The organism is Spirosoma aerophilum, from assembly GCF_054782495.1.
On the sequence record NZ_BAAGSJ010000017.1, the window covers coordinates 400,991 to 424,948 of the forward strand.

Genomic DNA, 23,958 nt, shown 5'->3' on the forward strand with positions numbered 1-23,958 from the left:
TAGGATTTTCTTATAAAACGAGTGGGATCACGGATGACACGGGTGGACCAGATTTTTACGCATAAAAGGGCCGATCATAGGTTTCATCCGCGACAAGCCGTTTGATCCGTGTCATCCGCGATCTGATTGAAACCCTACAGGGTATAGCAGGGCCGCGTATCAGAAATTTACTCAAAACCAAAGAGGCCAGCTGGCAATTGCGCAGCTGGCCTCTATACTACCTATCTTGTCTGACGACTACACCGTCACCGTTTTGCCCGGTACGGCAATTTGATACAGTCCGTTTGCATCGGGCAGGCTCTTGGGCATCGCGTCCCAGGCGAGGGTGGTTGGGAACAGGTCGATTTGCGAGTTTAACGCTTCATCCCATTTCACCACTTTGCCGGAGTAGGTTGCCATACGGCCCATGATGGAAGTCATCGTACTTTTGGCAACGCGCTCGGCATCGGCAAATTTATACTGACCTTTGGCAATGGCGTCGAACAGTTCATCGTGCTCAATCTGGTAAGGGTTACCATCTTCTTTCGCGTTGTGGGTGTACATCGCCTGACCGCTATAGCTCATCAGGGCGCTGCTTTTTTTCTCCATCCCCTCAACCTTGCCTTTGGTGCCGAGGAACATTTCGTCGACCCGGCTATAGGTGCCTTCATAGTGACGGCACTGGCTGTTGATGGTCGTTCCATCGGCATAGACGAAATCGACAATGTGGTGATCGAAGATTTCGCCGTAGTCTTTGCCCGTCCGAACCTGACGGCCGCCCGTTCCCTGGCAGGAAACCGGATAGCTGTTTTTCACCCAGTTGGCTACGTCAATATTGTGAACGTGCTGTTCCGTAATGTGGTCGCCACAGAGCCAGTTGAAGTAGTACCAGTTGCGCATCTGGTAATCCATTTCTGTCTGGCCGGGTTTGCGGGGCTTCTGCCATACGCCACCGCTGACCCAGTAGACCGATCCACCCACGATTTCGCCTAAGGCACCATCGTGAATACGCTTGATCATATCGCGGTAGCTGGGCTGGTAACGCCGTTGCAGACCAACAACTACGTTTAGTTTTTTTCGCTTGGCTTCCTCGGCAGCCGCCAGCACCCGTCGAACGCCGGGCGCATCGGTCGCTACGGGTTTCTCCATAAATACCTGCTTATTCTGACGAACGGCTTCTTCGAAATGGCTGGGCCGGAAACCCGGAGGGGTGGCCAGGATCACAACATCGGCCAGGGCCATGGCCTGCTTGTAGGCGTCGAAGCCCACAAACTTATGATCTTCGGGTACGTCTACTTTAGGCGTACCATCGGCGGCTTTCAGACCCCGCTCGGTAAGGGCTTTGTAGGCGTCGTCTAACCGATCCCGGTAAGCATCAGCCAGGGCAACAATTTTAACATTCTGCTTTGTATTGAGGGCCTGCTGAGCCGCGCCCGTACCGCGTCCGCCACAGCCGATCAGAGCTACTTTAATCGTATCGTTTACCGAAAAGTGAAAGCCTGGATTGCCAGCGGCTTTGCTTTGGAAAGGGAGGCTGCCGAGCAGAGCACCGCCTGTTAACAGACCGGAAGCCTTCAGGAATTCCCGGCGTGCCTGGTTCGATTCGTTTGTCATATATAGCGAAAATTTCGATGGAGAAAGTTATCTGATCATGAAAGAAAATTAAGAACCATATTTACTATAAATCAGGCAAATAGATGATATCAATCAAGTAGGTATATTGATTTTATTTGTTCATTGCAAGAAAAATTTGGACAAAAGAAAGTTTTATCCGTAGATTTAAGGTCGTAGATATCCGTTTTACGACACTCCAACCTATTTTATTAACTTCTATGAGAAAAAAGATTACTTATTGGATTTTAATGTGGGCCTTTTCCATTTTTTTGGGAACAGAAGCGTTTGCCCAAACGAGCGTTGCCGGAAAGGTAACGGACGAAGCTAAGCGGGAAAACTTGGTGGGTATAAGTATTTCGGTAAAAGGTAAAGTGATTGGAACAATCACTGATCAGAAAGGAAACTTTTCCCTGACCACGAACACGCCCACTCCGTTTACGATCGCCGTGTCATCCGTCGGTTTCGAGACGCAGGAGTTTGTGATCAACGGCAACCGAACCGACCTGAACGTGGCGCTGAAAGAACAGGTAACCATTGGGCAGGAAATTGTAGTGTCGGCTTCGCGGGTGGAAGAAAGCGTCCTCAAGTCGCCGGTATCTGTGGAGCGGTTAGATATCCGTTCGTTTCAGTCGACACCCGGGGCCACTTTCTACGATGCCTTGCAGAACATTAAAGGCGTTGACATGAGTACGCAGAGTTTAACGTTCAAATCGGTCAACGTGCGGGGGTTTGGCTCCAACGGAAACACCCGCGTTGTGCAGATGCTCGATGGGATGGACAACCAGGCTCCGGGGCTCAATTTCTCGGTGGGAAACATAGCCGGAGTGTCGGAGCTTGATCTGGAAAGCGTCGATCTGCTGCCGGGGGCTGCTTCGGCTCTGTATGGCCCCAACGCCATCAATGGTTTGTTATTGATGACTTCGAAAAGCCCCTTCCTCTACCAGGGTTTGAGTGCTTACGTGAAAGGGGGCGTCATGAATGCCAGCAATCGCGCAACCGCTACGACGCCGTTTTATGATGCGGCTTTCCGGTATGCCAAAGCGTTCAACAATAAACTGGCCATTAAATTCGGGGTTTCGTATCTGACGGCGAAGGACTGGCAGGCAACCGACTATCGGGATCAGAGTTATTCAAACAAGTATACGCTTAATGATGGAAATCGGGCCAATAATCCCGGTTATGACGGCGTCAATATTTACGGTGATGCCAGCGCGAACCTCTACTCCAACCTGTTTGGTAATGGCCAGCCCGGAACCGGCGCCAACGGCACATCGGCCATTTTGGGCGCTATTGCCACCACCCAGATTCCGCAGGCCGGAAATGCTACATTACCCCAGCTGACCGGCCTGACACCTCAGCAAATTTTCAATAACATCATTCCAAACCTGAACATCTCCCGAACGGGTTATCAGGAGAGTGATCTGGTTAGTTATAACGCGACCAACCTGAAGCTGAACGGAGCGGTTCATTACCGCCTGAACGATAATGTTGAGGCTATTGTGCAGGCGAACTGGGGTACCGGAACAACCGTATATACGGGTGCCGACCGGTATTATATCAAAGGGTTTCAGCTCGGGCAGTATAAGCTTGAACTGCGGGGATCAAACTTTTTCGTACGGGCCTACACAACGCAGGAACGATCGGGCGATGCGTATGCCACCGCAACACTGGGGCAGGGGATCAACGAAGCCTGGAGTGGTAGTGCCGCCAAGTGGTTTCCTACCTATTTCGGGAGCTATGCTCAATCGGCATTTCAGGGGTATGCCGGTGCTTACTTAACCGCGCTGGGAGCCGGTCAGTCGCCGTCGGCAGCACTGGCAGCCGCCCAGACCTATATTAACAGCCAGCAGAACAATTTACTGAACCAGGCTCGCGGGGCTGCTGATCAGGGACGTTTCCTGCCGGGCTCGGCGGGTTTCCTGCAAGCCTTCGATGCCGTTACGGGCAAGGCGATTCCGGGCGATGCCAGTGGTGTGGGAGCGAAGTTCCTGGATAAAACCAACCTGTACCATGGCGAGTTTATGTACAACTTCAGCAAGCTTATTGAACCCAAAACGGTTGAGCTGATTGTCGGGGGTAATCTGCGCCGGTATGCGCTGAATTCAGAGGGTACGTTGTTTGCCCGCGATGAGAATGGGAAAGAGTTTACGATCGACGAATACGGTGCTTACGCACAGGCCTCCAAAACGCTGTTCGATGTATTAAAATTAACGGGATCATTACGTTACGACAAAAACCAGAACTTCAAGGCTCAGGTAAGCCCCCGTTTTTCGGCCGTGCTGACCGTGGCTAAAGTGCATAACTTCCGGGCATCGTTTCAGCGGGGTTTCCGTATTCCAACCACGCAGGATCAGTATATTGATCTTAACACGCCTACGGCCCGCTTAATTGGGGGTTTGCCCTTGTTTAAGCAGAAGTACAACTTCAGTGGTAACCCGGTTTATACCCTCCAATCTGTTCAGGCCTTTGGGGCTATTTTGCAGCAGGGTGGCCCGGCTGCTCTCCCGCAGGCACTGGGTAAACTGGAAAAAGCCCCCGATCTGGGCTATGATCCGGAGCGCGTTGAAACGTATGAAGTGGGGTATAAGGGCCTGATCGGTAAAAAGCTGTTCATTGACGCCTATTATTATTACAACCGTTTCCTGAATTTCCTGGGTGGCCAAGTGGTCGTTCAGGGCAAATCGCCGGTAACGCTGACCGATCCGGTCTCCACGCTGCAATTGGTTAGTGGCTCGACCCGGAATGTTTATTCCTATCCGACCAATTCGGCCACTCAGTTGAAAAACGCGGGCTGGGCTATCGGTGCCGAATACCTGCTGCCGGGTAATTTCATGGTTGGAGCCAACGTATCATCGAACTTCCTGCTTGATCAGGACAAAATTCCGGCGGGCTTCATCACGTTCTTTAACACACCGAAGTATCGCTACAATTTGTCTTTCGGTAACCGGAATGTTCGGGGTACGGGCATTGGATTCAATGTTGTTTACCGCGCTCAGGATTCATTCCTGTGGGAGGGAACCTTCGGCAACACCGAAGCGACGCTTCGCCAGCAAACGATTATCCCCGCCTATAGCACACTCGACGCTCAGGTGAGCAAGAAGCTTACGGGCCTCAAGTCGATTCTTAAGGTGGGCGGTACGAACCTGACCGGCAAACTCTACACCCAGTCGTGGGGTAACCCCAGCGTTGGGTCTATGTATTACATCAGCCTGACGTTCGATCAGTTGATGAACTAGGCAGGTTATTGTATCTATTTCTACTGATTCCCCGTGAGTCGTATCGAGGCCAACGCCCGCTACGCCCACGGGGAATCTTTTGTTTTGGTAGATAAGCCATCTGTCGAACTTTTAAAGAATTCCTAACCTTTCTTAAGCGAATACCCTGTTTCAAGCTCCGTTATCCAGTACGCTATTGAGCAACGCTACGTCTCCAGATCAACAGCCCGACGATGCATCATCGGCTACTTTGCCCCGTAACCTGACGCTCTTGCAGGGAACGGCGTTGAACATGATCGATATGGTCGGTATTGGGCCCTTTGTGGTGCTGCCGCTGGTCATTAAAACCCTGGGAGGACCGCTCTTTTTATGGGCCTGGATACTGGGAGCGTTTGTGTCGCTGATCGATGCGTTTGTGTGGGCCGAGTTGGGAGCCGCCTTTCCGCAGGCCGGAGGAAGCTATAATTTTCTGAAAATTTCTTACGGCGAACGAAAATGGGGACGACTGCTGTCCTTCCTGTACGTCTGGCAAACGCTTATTCAGGCCCCGCTCGTCATGGCGTCGGGGGCGATCGGCTTTGCGCAGTATGCTTCTTATCTGATGCCGCTGGAGGAATGGCAGCGCAAAGGGGTATCGGGCGTTGTTGTCCTCATTATCATTGCCCTGCTGTACCGGAAAATTGACTCGATCGGCAAAATTGGCCTGGTGATGTGGGGCGCTGTTTTGCTGACCCTTGGCTGGATCATTGTGGGCGGATTGACCAACGCCCGGATCCCATTGGCCCAAACGTTTGAATCCATGGGCTCGGTGAGCGGTGGCTTACTGGCGGCTGGCCTGGGGCAGGCTTCGGTGAAAACCATCTATTGTTATCTGGGCTACTACAACGTTTGCCATCTGGGCAGCGAAATTCAGCGGCCTACCCGCAACATTCCGGCGAGTATGTTCATCTCGATCATCGGGATAGCCGGGTTGTATCTGCTCATGAACCTGAGCGTGGTGAGCGTCGTGCCCTGGCAGATTGCCCAGAATAGTAATTTCATCGTCAGCACGTTTGTCGAAACGCTGTACGGTCCCGGTGCTGCTCAACTGGCTACCGTTCTGGTGCTGTTAGTCGCTTTCTCGTCGCTGTTTGCTGTGTTGCTTGGGTATTCGCGGGTGCCCTATGCCGCGGCTGTCGACGGGCAGTTTTTTAAGATTTTTGCCAAGCTGCACCCAACCCGGCAGTTTCCCTATATATCGCTGTTATTTCTGGGCGGGCTGGGCTTCGTTTTTAGTCTCCTGTTTCGGTTAGGCGATGTGATTATGGCTATTCTCGCCATGCGGATCGTGATCCAGTTTGTTGGGCAGGCCATTGGCCTGATGCTGCTGCATCGCCGGCGGGCGGCTTCCGAATTTCCCTTTCGAATGCCGCTGTATCCGCTGCCCGTGCTGCTGGCCATTGCGGTATGGCTATTCATCTTCTTTTCAACGGGATTAACGTTCATGCTGTCGGGCTTAACCGTTATCGGGCTGGGCATCGTTGCTTTTCTGGCTTCGGCCGGTATTCGAAAACAGTGGCCGTTCGAAAAGTAATTGTCCTATCAGGGCACGCTCACCCGCAGGTCAATCCAGGCCTCATCATCTTCACCTTTGATCGCATTGGCGACCGGGGCTACCGAGCCGGGCGTTGAGTCAGGGTCAGCGGTGCTGCACGACCAGATCTGCGCCATATTTACGATGCGACCAGACACCGTAGGGGTTGCCGTAAAAATAAGTTGTGCCACCGCTCCACTATCCAGCGAAGCCACCGTACCGTCAATAATGGTGTAATCAGCGCCTGTACCGACAATTGTCATTCCTCCGGAAGAGGCTGTCAGGGACATTCCTCTCAACGTGTCCCGCACCACAATATTGGTAGCTGTCAGGCCACCGGCGTTACTAATTGTCAGCGTACAGGTAATCGGTTGCCCTAACCCAAGGGTACGTTGACTGACGGCCATTGCCAGTGATAAATCGGCTTTAGCAGGATGAGCTGTCGGCTGGTTCGATAAAACCGCTGGTAACGGCGTCTGGTCCGGATTCGGTGACGTGAACAGGTCTCCGCTGGCCGATAGAGTTCGTATGGAGGCAACCGCCGTGTCATCCTGTCCATCTTCCGTACCTGAGCGAGGCTGACTGTCGGGGTCGAACTCGTTACTGGCTATAATCTGGGCCGCATTAACGAACGTTCCTTCCCGACTAGCCTTGAGCTGGTAGGTAAAGGTTATGGATGAGCCACTAACCAGCGATAGATTACTGACGCCTACAACCGTTCCGGAACTAACGACACCGGCATCACCTGTTACAAAACTCAAATTAGGGGGTAAGCTGTTCAGCCAGCTAATACCCGTGGCATTATTGGGTCCATTGTTCTGAACCGTTAGTGAATAACTAATAGGCTGGTTAACGGCGGCAACCAGCTGGCTTGTTTTCATCGCCACACTCAGGTCAGCGGCCTTAACCACATTGATGACATAATCTTCGGCCTCGCCGAACGAATATGTTCCGCATGGATCGGCTGGCAAAGTATTATAGGCTATAACGACGCGGATGGTCAATGCGCCTGATACCAGACTGGCCGGGAAGGTCAGGTTACCCGAAAATGAAGTGAGGACGGACGTGTTCTGGTATAAGCGTTCGCCCTGACTGGTTTCAAATACGCCATTTCGGTTCAGATCCGCCCAGATGGTTATTCCCTGTGCATAGACATTATTCATCATCAACTGCCCAAACAGGGGATATGTCTGGCCAGCTACAACGGTTCCCGATGTTACGCCGAACAAGCTGTATCCCTCGTTGGAGCAACCCGAATTTTCACTCAGCGCAATGTTATTCAGCGAAAAGCTCACCATGCCGTCTCCCTCCCGGCAATCGTTAACATAGGTCGGACGACACCCTGCGGCAACTGTCTGACCAGCCGCCGATGTTGTGGCGTTCGTTGGGTGAATCATCAATAAGCCGAAGGGATCGGCTTTTTTATTCGCCAGTGACGCTGAGGACAGTAGACTATAATTACTCTGTTCAGTGAAAAGGGAATCGGCAGCAGTAGTATAAGGTAATCGATCAGTAGGCGAATCTTTTGGGTCTGGCACAGCCGCCAGACCCAACATTGGACAGAATCCAATTGATATAAACAACTGTAAAATAAGTTTCATACAAGACTACGGTTATAGCCTTATATGTACAAAAATGATGCCCTTTAATATCTAGTCTCCATAATATGTAGACTTTTTGTTTATGAAATACGTAAAACGTTACAATAATGCATCAAATAAGATTTCTGCCGGGTGCTGCGCTTTGCGATCTGTCCCATCTTTGATCTGATGGCGGCAGGAGGTTCCCGGGGCCGCAATAATCACGCCATCCGGTTGCTGGCGAACGGTTGGAAACAGAACCAGCTCACCCACTTTCATCGAAACATCGTAATGCTCGGCTTCATAGCCGAATGAACCCGCCATGCCGCAACAGCCCGAGGGAATCAGCTGGACGGTATAATTCTTAGGCAGCGACAGCGCCTTTTTGCCAAATACCAGCGACGATACCGCTTTTTGCTGGCAATGCCCGTGCAGCTTGATCAGCTTTGTTTCGGTTGTGAACTGGTCGGGTTTAATGCGTCCGGCCTCTGTTTCGCGGGCAATGAATTCCTCAAAGGTCAGGGCATTCTCCGCAATTCGTTTCGCATCGGCCATCAGCGACTCATCGACCAGATCGGGATATTCATCCCGGAAGGTCAGAATTGCGGAGGGCTCCAGACCTACCAGTGGTGTTTCGGCTGTAACGATATCTTTGAGCAGGCGAACATTTTTCTCAGCCAGCGTCTTCGCATAGTTCAGCATCCCCTTCGACAGGGCTGCCCGTCCACTTTCGCCGTGCTCGGGAATAACTACTTCATAACCAAGTTTCTCAAACAATCGAACTGCTTTCTGCCCAACCTCCACATCGTTGAAGTTGGTAAACTCATCGCAAAATAGTAGGAGCGAGGAAGTAGGAGCGAGGAGGTTGGAGGTGCTGTTGCGTGTGGTGCTGCCGGATGGCTCCTCACTCCTCGAAGACACCCATTTCCGTAACGTCGTTTTCCCCATCATCGGCATGGTCCGGTCGGGGTGGAAGCCAACGAGCCGGTTGGCAATGCGACGGAGGGCTGGAGTGCCTAATACGCCATTCCAGGCCCAGGGAACCAGGGCGGCTATGCTGGAAAGACGAGCAAAGTTGGCGATCAATCGGGAACGTATAGGGATACCGTTCGAGTCGTAATAGTGCTGCAGAAACTCAGCTTTCAGCTTGGCAACGTCCACGTTGGATGGGCACTCATTCTTGCATCCTTTGCAGGACAGGCACAGGTCATAAGTGGCTTTTATCTCTTCATGATCGAAACGGTTCTCTTTGGTCGAACGCGTCAGCATTTCGCGCAGGATATTGGCCCGTGCCCGCGTCGTGTCCTTTTCGTCGCGGGTGGCCATGTAGCTTGGGCACATGGTGCCGCCCGAAGCCTCCGTTTTCCGACAGTCGCCGGAGCCATTGCACTGCTCGGCGTGCTGAAGAACGTTTTGGTCTTTGTAGCGGAAATACGTCTTGAAATTGGGTGTCTGCTGCCCGGCTTCGTAGCGTAGGAACGTGTCCATCGGGGGCGTTTCCACGATTTTTCCGGGGTTGAAAATACCGTCAGGGTCCCATGTATGCTTGATCTGCCGCATTAGTTCGTAATTGTGCGGCCCAACCATTTGCGGGATAAACTCGCCCCTCAGACGCCCATCACCGTGTTCGCCCGAGAGTGAGCCGTCGTATTTTTTGACCAGCGTGGCAATCTCTTCGGCAATCATCCGGTATTGCCGATGGCCTTCTTCCGTTTTCAGATTGATAATTGGCCGTAAATGCAATTCGCCCGAACCCGCGTGGGCGTAGTGGACCGAGTGCATGTGGTGCTTCGTCAGAATCTCGTTGAAATCGCGGATGTAGTCGGGCAGGTCGTGTACATCTACGGCCGTATCCTCAATAACGGCCACCGCCTTTTCGTCGCCGGGGAGGTTGCCCAGTAAGCCCAGTCCTGCCTTGCGGAGCGTCCAGATTTTTTTGGAATCGTCGCCAAACAACAGCGGATAATGGTACCCCATACCGGCAGCCTGCATCTCGGCGATCATCTCGGCGGCCAGCTGTTCGATCTCATCGCGCGTATCGCGGGACAGGTCGACAACCAGAATGATCGGAAAATGGTCGCTTGGCGTTTTCTGGACGAAAAAGCTGTTTTTGCGCTGTTCGGGGTTGCTGTCGGCCCGTTCCAGAATGATGTCGTCGATCAGTTCAACGGCATATGGCTTGTACTTGAGCGCCACCAGCGTAGCCCGCAGCGACTCGTCGATGGAGTGGCAATGCACACATACCAGCCCGTTTTCTTTGGGCGGTAAGGGAACGATGTTCAGCTTGATCTCGGTCAGGAAGCAGAGCGTGCCTTCTGAACCGGCAATGAACTTCGCCATGTTGAAGGGCTCCCCTTCGGCCGCAAATGGCTGCATGTCGAGCAGGGCATCCAGGGCATACCCCGTATTACGTCGCTCGATGGACTTCTTCGGGAAATTCCGCCGGATCTCTTCCTGGTTGGCGGGGTCCGACAGGATGGTGTTTGTTTTTAGTAGAATCTTGTCAGCCAGGCTGGCGGAACCGTTTTTGCGACTGGCTTCGCCCACTTTTTTGGTGAAATCCCAGCCGTTCAGGGGGCCGAATTCTGCTTCGGAGCCATCGGCCAGCAGCGCTTTCACCGAAATCGTATGTTCACGGGTTGCCCGATACACGACGGAGTTGGAGCCGCAGGAGTTGTTGCCCACCATACCCCCGATCATAGCGCGGTTGGCGGTGGAGGTTTCTGGACCGAAATAGAGTCCGTAAGGCTTCAGGAACTGATTCAGTTCATCCCGAATGACACCTGGCTGCACGCGAACCCACCGTTCTTCGGGATTGATTTCCAGGATCTTGGTAAAATGCTTCGACACGTCGACCACAATGCCGCTGCCTACCACTTGCCCGGCCAGTGACGTGCCGCCCGTACGTGGAATGAGCGACGTCTTGTGCGTTTTGGCAAAGGCAATCAGGGCTTTAAGGTCCTCAATCGTCTTTGGAATGGCCACAGCCGTCGGCATTTCCCGATAGGCAGAGGCATCCGTTGCGTATAAAGTTCGATAGGTAGTATCGTCGAAGAGGTCGCCTGATAATTGACCAGCTAATGTGCGAAGGTCTTTTACGTCCATAAGAAGCAGACTGGTACTAAGGAAGCCTTAACCAGTCAATTAAATTTTAGCAAAATTAACGCTAAATATGACAAACTTATAGTGATACAAGCCCGCAAATAGCATCCTGATATATATAAACAAAAATTCATATATAGTCTAATAAAATGTAGTATATAGCTTGATTTTCACTAAGTACTTATCAGTGAGTAACCCGTTGTTAAACCAAATATATGACCTGCCTCACTAGGCCATCAGCCTGCTTAGTATAATACAAATTTGACATTAATTAATTCGATTTTAACTAAACCTCGGCTATGATTCTCTAGTTTCAATATGTAATTTGTTAACTAGATAGACTTTGTATGTTATTCGATTTGAATAATCTGCTACTGAATAGACAGTTAGAACTCCATTATGGAGTGGACGTTTTATCGGTTACAGACGACGTTAAATCATACTTATACCTGGTCTGATATTTTGCTCACGTTTTTTTTACCATTTATCAAAAACCTATGATGGAAAAATCCTACAGAACAAATCGCAGGAGCGGTGGCGTAGGTCAGGTCGGGATTACTCAACGCCCGTCACGCAACAGGAAGGACCTTTACACGTTCTTAATGGCACTTTTACTCATGCTGGGTAGTCAGGCCGCCTGGGCGCAGGAACGCACCGTAACCGGTAAAGTAACGGATCCTACAGGGTCCGTTTTGCCGGGGGTAAGTATTCAGGTGAAGGGGACGCAACGCGGTACGAACACAAACGGTGAGGGAGTCTATACGTTACCCAACGTACCCGACAACGCAACCCTGGTGCTAAGCTTCATTGGCTACACGACACAGGAAGTGGCCGTGGGCAACCGGACAACCGTTGATGTTCAACTGGCCGATGACACCAAAGCCCTTCAGGAAGTTGTGGTCGTTGGTTATGGCACCCAGCGGGCCAAAGACGTTACCGGATCGGTAGCGACTTTAGGACCGAAGGATTTCAACAAAGGGGTAATTGCCTCGCCAGAGCAACTCCTGCAGGGTCGCGTGGCGGGTGTGCAGATTACACCAGCGAGCGGTGAGCCCGGCGCGGCCAACAACATCCAGATTCGGGGTGCTGTTTCGTTGCGCGGAGGTAACACACCCTTATACGTTATTGACGGGGTACCGCTCGATGGAGGTGATTTCAGCAGTGGTACGCCGGATTTTGGTACGGGTACAACCACCGCCCGTAACCCACTGTCGTTCCTGAACCCAAGCGATATCGAAAACATTTCGGTGTTGAAAGATGCGTCGGCTGCGGCTATTTACGGCGCACGGGGTGCCAACGGCGTGGTGCTGATAACGACCCGGAAGGGTCGGGCGGGGGCACCGCAGTTCAATTTTTCGGCGTCGGGAGCAGTTTCTACGCCGTTGAAGCGGTATAATCTGCTGTCGCCTACTGATTTTCTGGCCGGGGTGCAAGCTGCCGGTGGCGATCCAACGCTATCGACGGTAAACGCCGGAGCCAACACAAACTGGCAGAATGAGATCTTACGTACCAGCGTTTCGCAGATCTATAACGCCAGTTTTGGCGGTGGTACCAACGATACCCGTTACCTGTTCTCGCTGGGCTATCAGGATCAGCAGGGACTGGTGAGAGGTACAGGGCAGCAGCGGGTAACGGGTCGTATCAATGCGTCGCAGGACCTGTTCAACAAAAAGGTGACGCTGGCGGTCAACGCTACGACTTCGTCGGTAACCGATCAGTACGCTATGACGGGTAACCAGGCCGGTGCGCTGGGTAACCTCTTCGGGGCCATGATCGGTGCTAACCCAACCTATCCGGTGTTTACCAACGCGAGCGATACGGCGTCGTACTATCAGTTGGCGGGCGGGTCGTATCGTAATCCGCGGGCTATGCTGGATTATTACCACGACCGGGGCGTAACCAACCGCACACTGGCAAACATCAGTGCCACCTGGAATATCCTGGAGGGTCTGTCGCTCAAAGCAAACTTCGGCGTGGATAACTCGACCTCGACGCGCTCAACGTCCATCGACTCCCGGCTGAATGGCCAGTTCAACGTGCCGTTGGGCTCGGTAACTAACCAGGTATATGCTGACCCGACAACGGGACTGGGCGGAGCGGCTTATATCAATAACCTGAACCGTTTGTCGAAACTGGTCGAATACACGGCCAACTACAACCGCGACCTGGGTCCCGGAAAACTGGAAGCTGTAGCTGGGTTTGCTTACCAGACATTCGGGACACGAACCAGCTATGTAGCGGCCAGCCGTTTCCCGTTCGATGAGTCGCAGATTTCCTACATCGACAACATTGGCGCAGCTAATACGCTAACCGGAACGGCCATTGGGGGCGGTTCGTCGCGTTCGCAGAACGATCTGCAGTCGTACTTTGCCCGCGCCAATTATAATTTTAAAGAGAAATATCTCTTAACGGCTACGGTGCGGGTCGACGGATCGTCGCGCTTTGGGGTTAATAACAAGTATGGCACCTTCCCGTCGGTGGCGGCTGCGTGGCGCATATCGCAGGAGAGTTTCATCCCGAAAAATATTTTCGATGACCTTAAGATCCGGGCCAACTACGGTATTGTGGGTAACCAGGATTTTACGGGGGGCGCATCGAAAATCATTTATACCTACAACAGTTCCGGTTCGCAGATTCAGCAGAACAACCCAAACCCCGACCTGAAATGGGAGCAGAACACCACAACGGGTGTTGGGGTTGACTTCAGCGTACTGAAAGGCCAGCTGTCCGGTTCGATCGACTACTACCATCGCGCGGGTACCAACACACTGCTTCAGGTGTTCTATGCCCAGCCTGCTCCGGTAAATTACAAATGGATCAACCTGCCGGGCCAGATCGTGAGCCAGGGTATTGAGCTGAACCTGATCTATCAGGTCGTCCAAAAGCCTCAGTTTGGCTGGGAAGCGGTCTTCAACCTGACAACGCTTGACATCAAGGCGCAGGGTATCGGTACCGATCAGGCCGTGGGTGCCATCAGCGGTCAGGGGCTTTCCGGCGCTTATGCCGAACGGATCACCAGCGGGTATCCGCCATTTGCGTTCTTCGTTCCTAAATTCACGGGCTTCGACGCCAATGGCTATTCGACCTATGCCGACGATGGCCGGTCGAGTTATCAGGGTAGTCCGTTCGCCAAATTACGGCTGGGCCTGACCAACAACTTTACGTTTGGTGCCTGGACGGCGAGCCTGTTCGTGAACGGTCAGTTTGGCGGCAAGATCTACAACAACACGGCCAATGCCCTGTTTGCGAAAGGCGCCCTCAAAAACGCCCGTAACGTAACCTATGAGGTAGCGAACAGCAACGAAAACGGCTTGAATCCCGCTTCGGTATCAACCCGGTTCCTGGAGAAAAGCGATTACGTCCGGATTACCAACCTGACCATCTCGCGCCGGTTCGACCTGCCGCAGGGCTTGTTTGCCAAAACGCTGTCGCTGTCATTAACGGGCCAGAACCTGTTCATCTTCACCGGATACACAGGCCTGAATCCGGACGTGAACACCGTAACCTTTAATGGCAACGGCAACGGCATTCCATCGCTGGGTATCGACTACACGCCGTATCCAACACCCCGCACGGTGACCTTAGGCTTAAATGTTGGTTTCTAATCAGGCATCAGCGGTCGGGCTCTTGTTTGCCGGGTAAAGCCAGCAAACAAGAGCCAAGGCCAACAGACTACTTTCAATTTTCAACGACATGAATTCATTTAATTATAAAACTATTGGCTTACTGACCACCACGCTGCTGGTTGGTAGTATAGGCATCAATGGTTGTACCAATCTGGACGATAAAGTGTTTGGGGCCCTTTCGTCAACAGACGCTACGCAGGGGTCAATCCGGCTCGATCCGGCGGCTACCCTACAGGGAGCTTATCAGGCGCTCAACCCAATTGCAAACAGCCAGGGACGCGCTTACGCCTTACAGGAGCACCCATCCGACGAAATGATGGGCCCAACACGGGGTACCGACTGGGACGATTTCGGGGTGTGGCGTAAGCTGCACCAGCATACCTGGGATTCGCAGCATATTGAAATCCTGAATGCCTGGAATGACCTGAACACGGGCGCTTTCCGGGCTTCACAGGCCATCTTTGCGGCCGGTTCCAACGCGCAGTTGGTGGCACAGGGGCAATTTCTGCGTGGTTTCTTTACGTCGAGCATTGTCGACTTGTGGGGTCGGGTGCCGGTTCGTCAGGTGACCGACGCGGCCGATGCCAATCCCGCCGTGCTGAGTCGGCAGGCGGCAACAAATTTTGTTATCAGTGATTTACGGGCGGCTTTCAATGTGTTGCCCGCCTACACGCAGGCAACCGCAAACGTAGCCAGTAAAGAAGCCGCAGCGGCCATGCTGGCGAAGGTGTATCTGAACCGAGCCGTGTACAACCAGTCGCCCGCGACACCAGCAGGGCCATTCACATTTGCCAAAGCTGACATGGATTCGGCGGTGTATTTTGCCAATCAGGTGATTGCTTCGGGTAAGTTCGCGTTGACGCCGAAGGGAAGTTACTACGATAACTTCCACTGGGATAACGACCAGCGTTCGAAGGAACTGATCTTTACCATCCAGAATACCTCCACAGCGCAGCCGGGTAGCGTACAGAACCGTTATTTCATGACGGAGCACTACAATCAGTACATTGGTGCCTGGAATGGTTTTACCACACTGGCTGATTTTTACAACAGTTTTGAAGCAACGGACGAACGTCGGGGTGCTCAGCCTGCCGATCTAACGCCTGCAACGGGTATTACCGCTGGTTTCCAGGTTGGGCAGCAGTATGGGCCTACAGGAGCCTCGGGACCGGTTCCGCTGAAAGATCGGAGTGGTAACCCGTTGGTGTTTACACCACAGGTCAACATTGCGCTGGCCAATGAAGTGCAGGGTATCCGGGTGGTGAAATACCTGCCTAACCCGCTTACGTACAACAACCCAACCAACGACTACGTGTTTCTGCGGTATGCCGATGTGTTGCTCATGAAAGCGGAGGCTATCCTGCGTGGCGGTACGGACCCACAAGGCCAAACAGCGGCTACCATCGTCAACAACCTGCGGACAACGCGGGGAGCGTCGGCTGCCGCAACGGTCGATCTGCCCGCTGTACTGGCCGAACGTGGTCGCGAACTGTACTGGGAGGGCTGGCGCCGGAGCGATGAGATTCGCTTTGGTACCTTCCTGAACCCCGTCGACCAGCGTCCAACAACCTCGCCCGCTACGGCTGTACTGTTCCCATTCCCGCAGCAGGCCATCGACAGCAACCCGAATCTGCAACCACAAAATCCGGGTTATTAATTGAGGTAGTTGGCTATAGTGGTGTCAGTTTCTTAAACCAGACACCACAAAAAATGTATGTCAAACAGCAGCCTGAATGTGGGCTGCTGTTTGCTTTCCTAATGGGATGTTTTACCCCACCCCAACCCCTCCCCTTGAAAAAAGGGGAGGGGCTAAGAGTAAGTGGCTTTTCTGTCGTTTTTAGTGGCTGGTCGAGAACAAACGGCCAGTGTTAATGAGAGAAGGTGGCTGTTTAGCTCCCCTCCCTTTTTTTCAAGGGGAGGGGTCGGGGGTGGGGTAGATACCCCGACTTCCATTCATTACCCATGATCAACAAACTCACCTTACTCCCCATCCTCTTCACCCTGCTGGCCTGCCACCAGCAACCGGACTCGCTATTCGTGAAGCTGACGGCCGATAAAACAGGGGTTGATTTTGTGAACCGGAGTCTGGATAAGAAGAACTTTAATATTTTCAACTACCGTAACTTCTACAACGGCGGGGGCGTCGCTATTGGCGATGTGAATAACGACGGTCTGCCCGATCTGTTCCTGACCTCTAATTTTGAAGAGAATAAATTGTACCTCAATAAAGGAGGCATGACGTTTACCGATGTAACGAAGCCGGCGGGTATTATCGGCAAGAAGTTCTGGTCGACGGGTGTCACCTTTGCGGATGTAAATGGCGACGGGCTGCTCGATATTTACGTCTGCAACTCGGGTAGCCGCGACGAGCGGGGCAATCAGTTGTACATCAATGAGGGCGTGAAGAACGGGGTGCCTGTCTTTACCGAAAAAGCCAAAGAATATGGACTGTGGGATGGCGGTTTCTCGACCCATGCCGCCTTTTTCGACTACGACCGCGATGGTGATCTGGATATGTACCTGCTCAATAACAGCTTCACGCCCATGGACCGGTTGGGGTATGCCAACATGCGCGAAACACGGGATAAGCTGGGGGGACATAAGTTGTTTCGGAATTTAAGCAGCGAAAGAGCGAAAGAGCAAAAGAGCGAAAGAGCCTCTGATAAGCCGTCAGGCCCTGTTTTCGCCGACGTATCGGAGGAGGCCGGGATATATGGGAGTTTGATTGGCTTTGGGCTGGGCATTACCATTGGGGATGTCAACAACGACAACTGGCTGGATATTTATATTTCCAACGACTTCTATGAGCGCGATTACCTTTACATTAACAACCACGACGGCACCTTTAAAGAAGATATTGAGAACGAAATGGGCCATATCAGTCTGGCGTCGATGGGGGCCGATATTGCTGATGTGAACAATGATGGTAACCTCGATATTTTCGTGACAGACATGCTGCCCGATGATGATTACCGGCTTAAAACGACCACTGCCTTTGAGAGTTATGAACTGGGTAAATTAAAGGAGTCCCGTGACTTTTTTTATCAGGATTCCCGAAATATGCTGCACCTGAACAATGGAGATGGCACGTTTTCCGAAATCGGACGGATGGCGGGCACATCGGCCACCGACTGGAGTTGGGGCGCTTTGTTGTTCGATATGGATATGGATGGCCGAAAAGACATTTTTGTGGCCAACGGTATCCTGAAAGACCTCACCGATCAGGATTACATGGCCTTTCTGGCCAGCAACCCCGATCTACAGCCCATGATCGAAGGCACCAAGAAATTCGATTACAAAGCGTACGTCGATAAAATGGGATCGCGGCCGTTGCCCAATTACGCTTTCCGAAATGGGGGCAATGGCATGAAATATGAAAACAAAGCTATTGAATGGGGACTCGGTGACCCCTCATTCTCCAACGGATCGGCTTATGGCGACCTGGATAACGATGGTGATCTGGACCTGGTCGTCAACAATAATGATGCACCCGTGTCGATCTTTGCCAACACATCGGTGGAGAAGAACCACAAGAATTTCCTGCGCGTAAAACTTGATGGGTATGCCTATAACAGGAATGCCATTGGGGCAAAAGTATACGTTTACCAGAAGGGCTCCGATGGCAAACCACAAACCCAGTTTTTGCAGCAGATGCCCAATCGGGGATTTGAATCATCGGTCGATCTGACAATGGTGTTCGGGTTAGATAATAATCCCCGCATTGACTCACTGGTAGTGATCTGGCCGGACGATCAAAAACAACTTATCCGGCAACCTAAAGCCAATACCACCCTGACACTGAGCCATAAAAACGCCAGTCAGCGGGCCACGTTTGCCACCCCTGCCCTCGCAGCAAACCGGTTGTTTCAGGATGTAACGGAGGCCTCAAAGCTGAACTATGTTCATAAGGAAAACGACTTTGTCGACTACGACCGCGATGGCTTATTGAAGCAAATGCTGTCGCGGGAAGGGCCCGCCCTGGCCACCGGCGACGTAAACGGGGATGGGCTGGACGATGTATTTCTGGGCGGTGCAGTCGATATGCCCCGTTCGCTGTATATTCAGCAGGCCGATGGGACGTTTTTCCTTCAGAAACAACCTTTTCTGCTCGACGCGATCTATACGGAAGATGTAGCGGCTACCTTTTTCGACGCCGACGGGGACAAAGACCTGGATCTGTACGTAGCCACCGGCGGGAACGAGTTTATCGATTCAACGTATACGGCTGACCGTTTCTATCGTAACGACGGCAAAGGCAACTTTACTTGGGATAGAACCTTACCACGCACATTAGCCAGTAACTCGTGTGTTATAGCCGCAGATTTCGACCTCGATGGCGATCAGGACCTGTTTGTGGGTGCACGACTGGTGCCCGGTCGATATGGGCAAACCCCCGATCAATTGCTGCTGGTGAACGACGGCAAGGGTAACTTCCGGAAGGGAACCAAAGAACTGATGCCGTTTTCGGCTGATATTGGCATGGTGACGGACGCGGTCTGGTCAGATGTTGACAATGACCGCTACCCGGATCTGGTGCTGGCTGGCGACTGGATGCCCATTACCGTCCTGAAAAACAAAGCAGGAAAAGGTTTTGAAAAACTGAACAGCGATGCGCTGGCCAACACGGGCGGCTGGTGGAACACCCTTCGAACCGCTGATCTGGATAATGACGGCGACATGGATTTTGTGGCTGGTAATCTGGGGCTCAACAGCCGGATGATCGCGTCAGAACAGGAACCCGCTCATTTATACAGCAATGACTTCGATCAGAATGGATCTTACGATCAGGTTATTACGTGTTTCCGCCCCACCACGAATGGCACCAACGGAACAGAAGAAACCCGTGAATGCGTGATGGTGCAGAAAGCCGATCTACAAAAACGCATCCCATCCATCAAAACAAAATACCTGAAGCATATCGACTATGCCAAAGCGAGCTTCGAAGACCTATTTTCAGCGCAGCAACGGCAGGGAATGAGTATAAAGACCGTTCAAACGGCTGAAACATCCGTGTTGATCAACGATGGGAAAGGTAATTTCACCCGAAAAGCCTTACCTGTTCAGGCGCAAACATCGCCCATTCACGCGATTCTTATCCATGACTACAATGGTGACGGAAACCCGGATATATTGCTGGCTGGCAACTTCTTCGATGTATTGACCGAAGTAGGCCGGTACGATGCCAATTATGGTTTGCTGCTAACGGGTACCGGGGAAAGCGATTTTGTGGCCACAGCACCCAATCAAACCGGTTTTTTCGTGCGTGGACAGGTAAGGCAGATGCGACAGGTGTCTGGCTTACAGGGCAAGCAATATATTGTGCTGGCGAAAAACAACGACAAAGCCCAGCTCTTTGCTGTTGCAAAGACAAGGGTTCCCCAAAGAGAGAAAGCCAAGGAGCGTAAGTGAGGACTTTACAGTACCAGAAGGGCACGTAAAACTAGGCAACGAACGTTGCTCACCGAACAGTTATACCGGCCCTCTACTCATTTTACTTACTCACTCGTAATGAACTTACAGGTGAGTAAGTAATTACTGAAAATTTACTCAAGTATTATGTTTAATAATAAGTGTATAGTAAAAATTGATGTGACATATATTGGCTTGATACTTAACCTCTACTGAATGCTTTCCTCAATAATGTTCCTAACCCGTGTATCGACAGGAAATGTGAAGTGGGATAGGGTAAACCCTTAAAAAGATTAGGGTAATTACTTATACGTGAGTAAATAATATATTATAAAAAAAATACAATTAGTAATATCTTTAATTATTGCTGTATTCTTACATATCAAGCAAATAAGCGTTTTTTAATATGTACATAATCCTGTTTTTGTTATAATTTTTAACATTATTTATGACTCAATATTGACGTCGTTTAAGACAATATTAACCAGTGTTATTTGTATTTTATTCTTAACATGATGTAATTCGCCAAATGGTTCGGGTTTAGTTCAATATTTTCTAGTCATGTTAATAGAATTTAGTAGTTAAAAGACGGTGTATGCACCTTTGGTGTACTATTAAGAAGATAGAATTTATATAGTCAGCTAACCATCAACCAGGAATCACAATCCATTCATTTTTACAAAAAACCTATGATGAACAACTCCTACAAAATCAACCACTTCGGTGGCAACGTAGGTCAGGTTGGTGAAGGCCAACCCCAGTCATTCAAACGGAAAGCGTTGGTTAGCTTTCTGTCGATGCTGGTAATGGTACTGCTGTTGAGCAACTCCGCAGCATGGGCACAAGGCCGTACCATAACGGGTAAGGTAACCGACCCCGCGGGCGCATCCTTGCCAGGGGTAAGTGTACAACTTAAAGGTACGCAGCGGGGTACCAACACCGACGCTGATGGTAAGTACTCGCTGGCTAACGTGCCAGACAACGCAACGATTGTGCTGAGTTTCATTGGCTACACGTCACAGGAAGTAGTCGTAGGAAACCGCTCGACGGTAGACGTAAAATTATCGGACGATACCAAAGCACTCGACGAAGTCGTCGTTGTGGGTTATGGTACGGCAAAACGGAAAGATCTGACGGGTTCTGTTGTGCAGGTGTCTGCTAAAGACTTCAACGCGGGTGTCAACCCAAACCCACTACAGGCCATTCAGGGTAAAGTAGCGGGTCTGGTTATCACGGCTCCTTCGGGCGACCCCAACCAGAACCCAACGGTTCGTCTGCGTGGTTACACCTCGCTGGCCGGTGGTTCTGATCCACTGTATGTTGTCGATGGTATGATCGGTGTCCCTATCAACACCATTTCTCCTTCCGACATCGAGTCGATGGACGTCCTGAAAGATGCTTCTGCTGCTGCCATTTATGGTTCACGGGCTGCTAACGGCGTTATCCTCATCACCACCAAGCGTGGTAAGTCGGGCAGAACAACAGTTTCGTTCAATAACTACGTAGGTGTATCGACCATCTCCCGTCGGTACGACATGCTGGATGCCCAGGGGTATCGGGATGCCGTTACGCAAATCAAGGGCGCTGCGTCATTGAATGATAAGCAGCGTTTCCCGGATGGTAACTACAATACCGACTGGACCAAGCAAGTGACCCAGAATGGAACGGTCAACAACCACGATCTGTCGATTGCCGGTGGTTCGCCAACGTTCAGCTACCGGGGTTCGCTTAACTACCTCAATCAGAACGGTATCATTAAAAATACGGGTATCGATCGTTTAACGGGTCGTATCAACCTCGATCAGAAAGCATTCGATAACCGACTGAACATTCAGTACAACCTGTCGTACTCCGAAACGAACAAAAAGTATGACAGCGGTATCATTGGCCGGGCCGTTACGTTCCTGCCTACACTGCCCGTGAAGAATGCGGATGGTTCCTATTATGAGGTAGGCGGTAGCTTTGACCTCTTCAACCCGGTTGCTATGCTGGAAAACGTTATTAACAACGGCGTTCAGCGGTATCTGCAGGGTGGTATGAACCTTCGTTACGAGATACTGGACGGGTTGACATTAGGTGTTAACGGCCAGATACAACGGGATAACACCGTTAATAACTTCTACACCAATCCAGCCATCAAAGCCTATGCGGCTAACAATGGTCGGGCTAGCCGGAATTTCTCGGAGTCGAATACGAAACTGCTTGAATTGACGGCTAACTACACCAAAGGATTTGGCAGCCAGAACAGCAACTACTCGTTATTGGGTGGTTACTCGTTCCAGAACTTTGATAACGACGGCTTTGGTGCTGCTAACTCAGGTTTCGTAACCAGCGATATTAACTACAGCAACCTGGGCTTAGGTTCGGGAACGCTGGTTAACCCCGGTAACAACTACGCTACCTCATACCGCAACAACTCGAAGCTGATCTCCTTCTTCGGACGGGCATCGTTGAACCTGAACGACAAGTACAACGTAACGGCTACAATACGTCGGGATGGTAGCTCTAAGTTTGGTGCTAACAACAAATGGGGCGTGTTCCCATCGATTGGTGCTGGCTGGACGATCACCAACGAGTCGTTCTTCCCAAAAGGCAACACGCTTAACTTCCTGAAACTGCGTGTCGGTTATGGTGCAACGGGTAACTCGGAAGGTATTGCAGCCTATAACTCCATTCAGTTATATGGTCAGAAAGGTACCTACTACGATGGTACGCTGGGCGACTTCCTGCCAGGCTACGGTATCACACAGAACGCAAATCCAAACCTGAAGTGGGAAGTACTGACCACCTCGAACGTTGGTCTGGACTTCCAGTTGCTGGGTGGTCGTTTCTCCGGTACGGTTGAGTACTATAACAAGCTGACCAAAGACATGCTTTATCCGTACTCAGTACCTGCCGATGGTATCAAGTACTTCGCCAACACCATTCTGGCCAACGTAGGCTCGATGCGCAACAGCGGATTTGAATTGTCTTTCGGCGGTGATGTTATCCAGAAGGGTAATTTCTCCTGGAACTCGCGGGTGGTTGGTGCGTATAACAAAAACACCATCGTTTCGCTGTCGAATGATCAGTTCAGCAATGGACAGGTTCGTTTCAACGCGTTCAACGGCCGTGGTCTTTCCGACGTATTTGCCTCTTACCTGACCCCTGGTCAGTCGCTGGGCGAATTCAACAACGTACCAACCTTTACGGGAGCTTACTCGGCCGATGGACAGCCTCTGCTGAAAGCTGCTTCGGGCGACACACCCGTAACGGACGTGTCGAAAGCCGATGCCGCTGCGGCTGTTGCTGCCGGCAACCCATTGAAACAGGGTAACCCACAGCCATTCCTGAATGCTTCGTTTATCAACACGTTCCGCTATAAGGGATTTGATCTGTACTTCCAGTTACGCGGTACGTTCGGTAACACGATCCTGAACGCCATCCGGTCTAACCTGCTCATCCCAGGTTCTATTCTGGAAACCAATATGCTGAAAGGCGTAACGGATCTGCCTAACAACTACGGCGTAAACGTACTGTCGACAAACTGGCTGGAAAGCGGTTCGTATGTTCGTTTCGACAACTGGCAGGTAGGCTACAACATTCCCTTGCCAGCCAGCAAGTACATCACGAACGCCCGGATTTATGCCGGTGGTAACAACCTGTTTATCCTGACCAAATATAAAGGTATCGACCCTGAGCTACAGGTAAAGGCCGATTTGCAGATGAACGGTGGTACCATTCAACAGGCACCGAATTCAGTTGGTATGGACGGCGGTGGCTACGGAAACACGGTTTATCCAAAAACCCGTACGTTCCAGTTAGGTCTTAACCTGACGTTCTAAATGGTTCTTGTTCACAAACCGGATTAATACAAAAAA

9 protein-coding genes are annotated in these 23,958 nt (G+C 51.4%); 6 read left to right on the forward strand and 3 right to left on the reverse strand.

Annotated elements, in window-relative coordinates; translation table 11 throughout:
* Positions 1–237 precede the first annotated feature (237 nt).
* A complete protein-coding gene (locus tag ACYVK4_RS24120; RefSeq protein WP_461130127.1) occupies positions 238–1,593 on the reverse strand; it encodes a Gfo/Idh/MocA family protein in 1,356 nt (451 codons plus the stop codon).
* Positions 1,594–1,811: 218 nt separating this feature from the next.
* Here ACYVK4_RS24120 and ACYVK4_RS24125 point away from each other — a divergent pair, with 218 nt between their 5' ends.
* Both ACYVK4_RS24125 and ACYVK4_RS24130 read left to right on the forward strand, forming a co-directional pair.
* The gene (locus ACYVK4_RS24125) at positions 1,812–4,829 is read left to right on the forward strand and encodes a TonB-dependent receptor (protein WP_461130128.1); all 3,018 of its coding nucleotides are present in this window, start codon (positions 1,812–1,814) and stop codon (positions 4,827–4,829) included.
* Between the two features lie 175 nt (positions 4,830–5,004).
* The gene (locus ACYVK4_RS24130) at positions 5,005–6,381 is read left to right on the forward strand and encodes an APC family permease (RefSeq protein ID WP_461130129.1); all 1,377 of its coding nucleotides are present in this window, start codon (positions 5,005–5,007) and stop codon (positions 6,379–6,381) included.
* Positions 6,382–6,389: 8 nt separating this feature from the next.
* Here the strand turns inward: ACYVK4_RS24130 and ACYVK4_RS24135 are convergent, their stop codons facing one another.
* Both ACYVK4_RS24135 and ACYVK4_RS24140 read right to left on the reverse strand, forming a co-directional pair.
* Positions 6,390–7,982 carry a GEVED domain-containing protein gene (locus ACYVK4_RS24135; protein ID WP_461130130.1) on the reverse strand — a complete coding sequence of 531 codons (1,593 nt, stop codon included), beginning with the start codon at positions 7,980–7,982 and terminating at the stop codon, positions 6,390–6,392.
* A 99-nt stretch (positions 7,983–8,081) separates the two neighbouring features.
* Positions 8,082–11,066 carry an FAD-binding and (Fe-S)-binding domain-containing protein gene (locus tag ACYVK4_RS24140; protein ID WP_461130131.1) on the reverse strand — a complete coding sequence of 995 codons (2,985 nt, stop codon included), beginning with the start codon at positions 11,064–11,066 and terminating at the stop codon, positions 8,082–8,084.
* Between the two features lie 599 nt (positions 11,067–11,665).
* Here ACYVK4_RS24140 and ACYVK4_RS24145 point away from each other — a divergent pair.
* From ACYVK4_RS24145 to ACYVK4_RS24160, 4 genes are all read left to right on the forward strand, one after another.
* Positions 11,666–14,668: a SusC/RagA family TonB-linked outer membrane protein gene (locus tag ACYVK4_RS24145; RefSeq protein WP_461130132.1), complete on the forward strand. Its 3,003-nt coding sequence runs from the start codon at positions 11,666–11,668 to the stop codon at positions 14,666–14,668.
* 88 nt (positions 14,669–14,756) lie between these two features.
* Positions 14,757–16,346, forward strand: coding sequence for a RagB/SusD family nutrient uptake outer membrane protein (locus tag ACYVK4_RS24150; RefSeq protein WP_461130133.1), 1,590 nt, complete (start codon positions 14,757–14,759; stop codon positions 16,344–16,346).
* Between the two features lie 305 nt (positions 16,347–16,651).
* Positions 16,652–20,098, forward strand: a complete 3,447-nt coding sequence (locus ACYVK4_RS24155; protein WP_461130134.1) for a VCBS repeat-containing protein — start codon at positions 16,652–16,654, stop codon at positions 20,096–20,098.
* Between the two features lie 689 nt (positions 20,099–20,787).
* The gene (locus ACYVK4_RS24160; RefSeq protein WP_461130135.1) at positions 20,788–23,922 is read left to right on the forward strand and encodes a SusC/RagA family TonB-linked outer membrane protein; all 3,135 of its coding nucleotides are present in this window, start codon (positions 20,788–20,790) and stop codon (positions 23,920–23,922) included.
* The last annotated feature ends 36 nt before the right edge of the window (positions 23,923–23,958 follow it).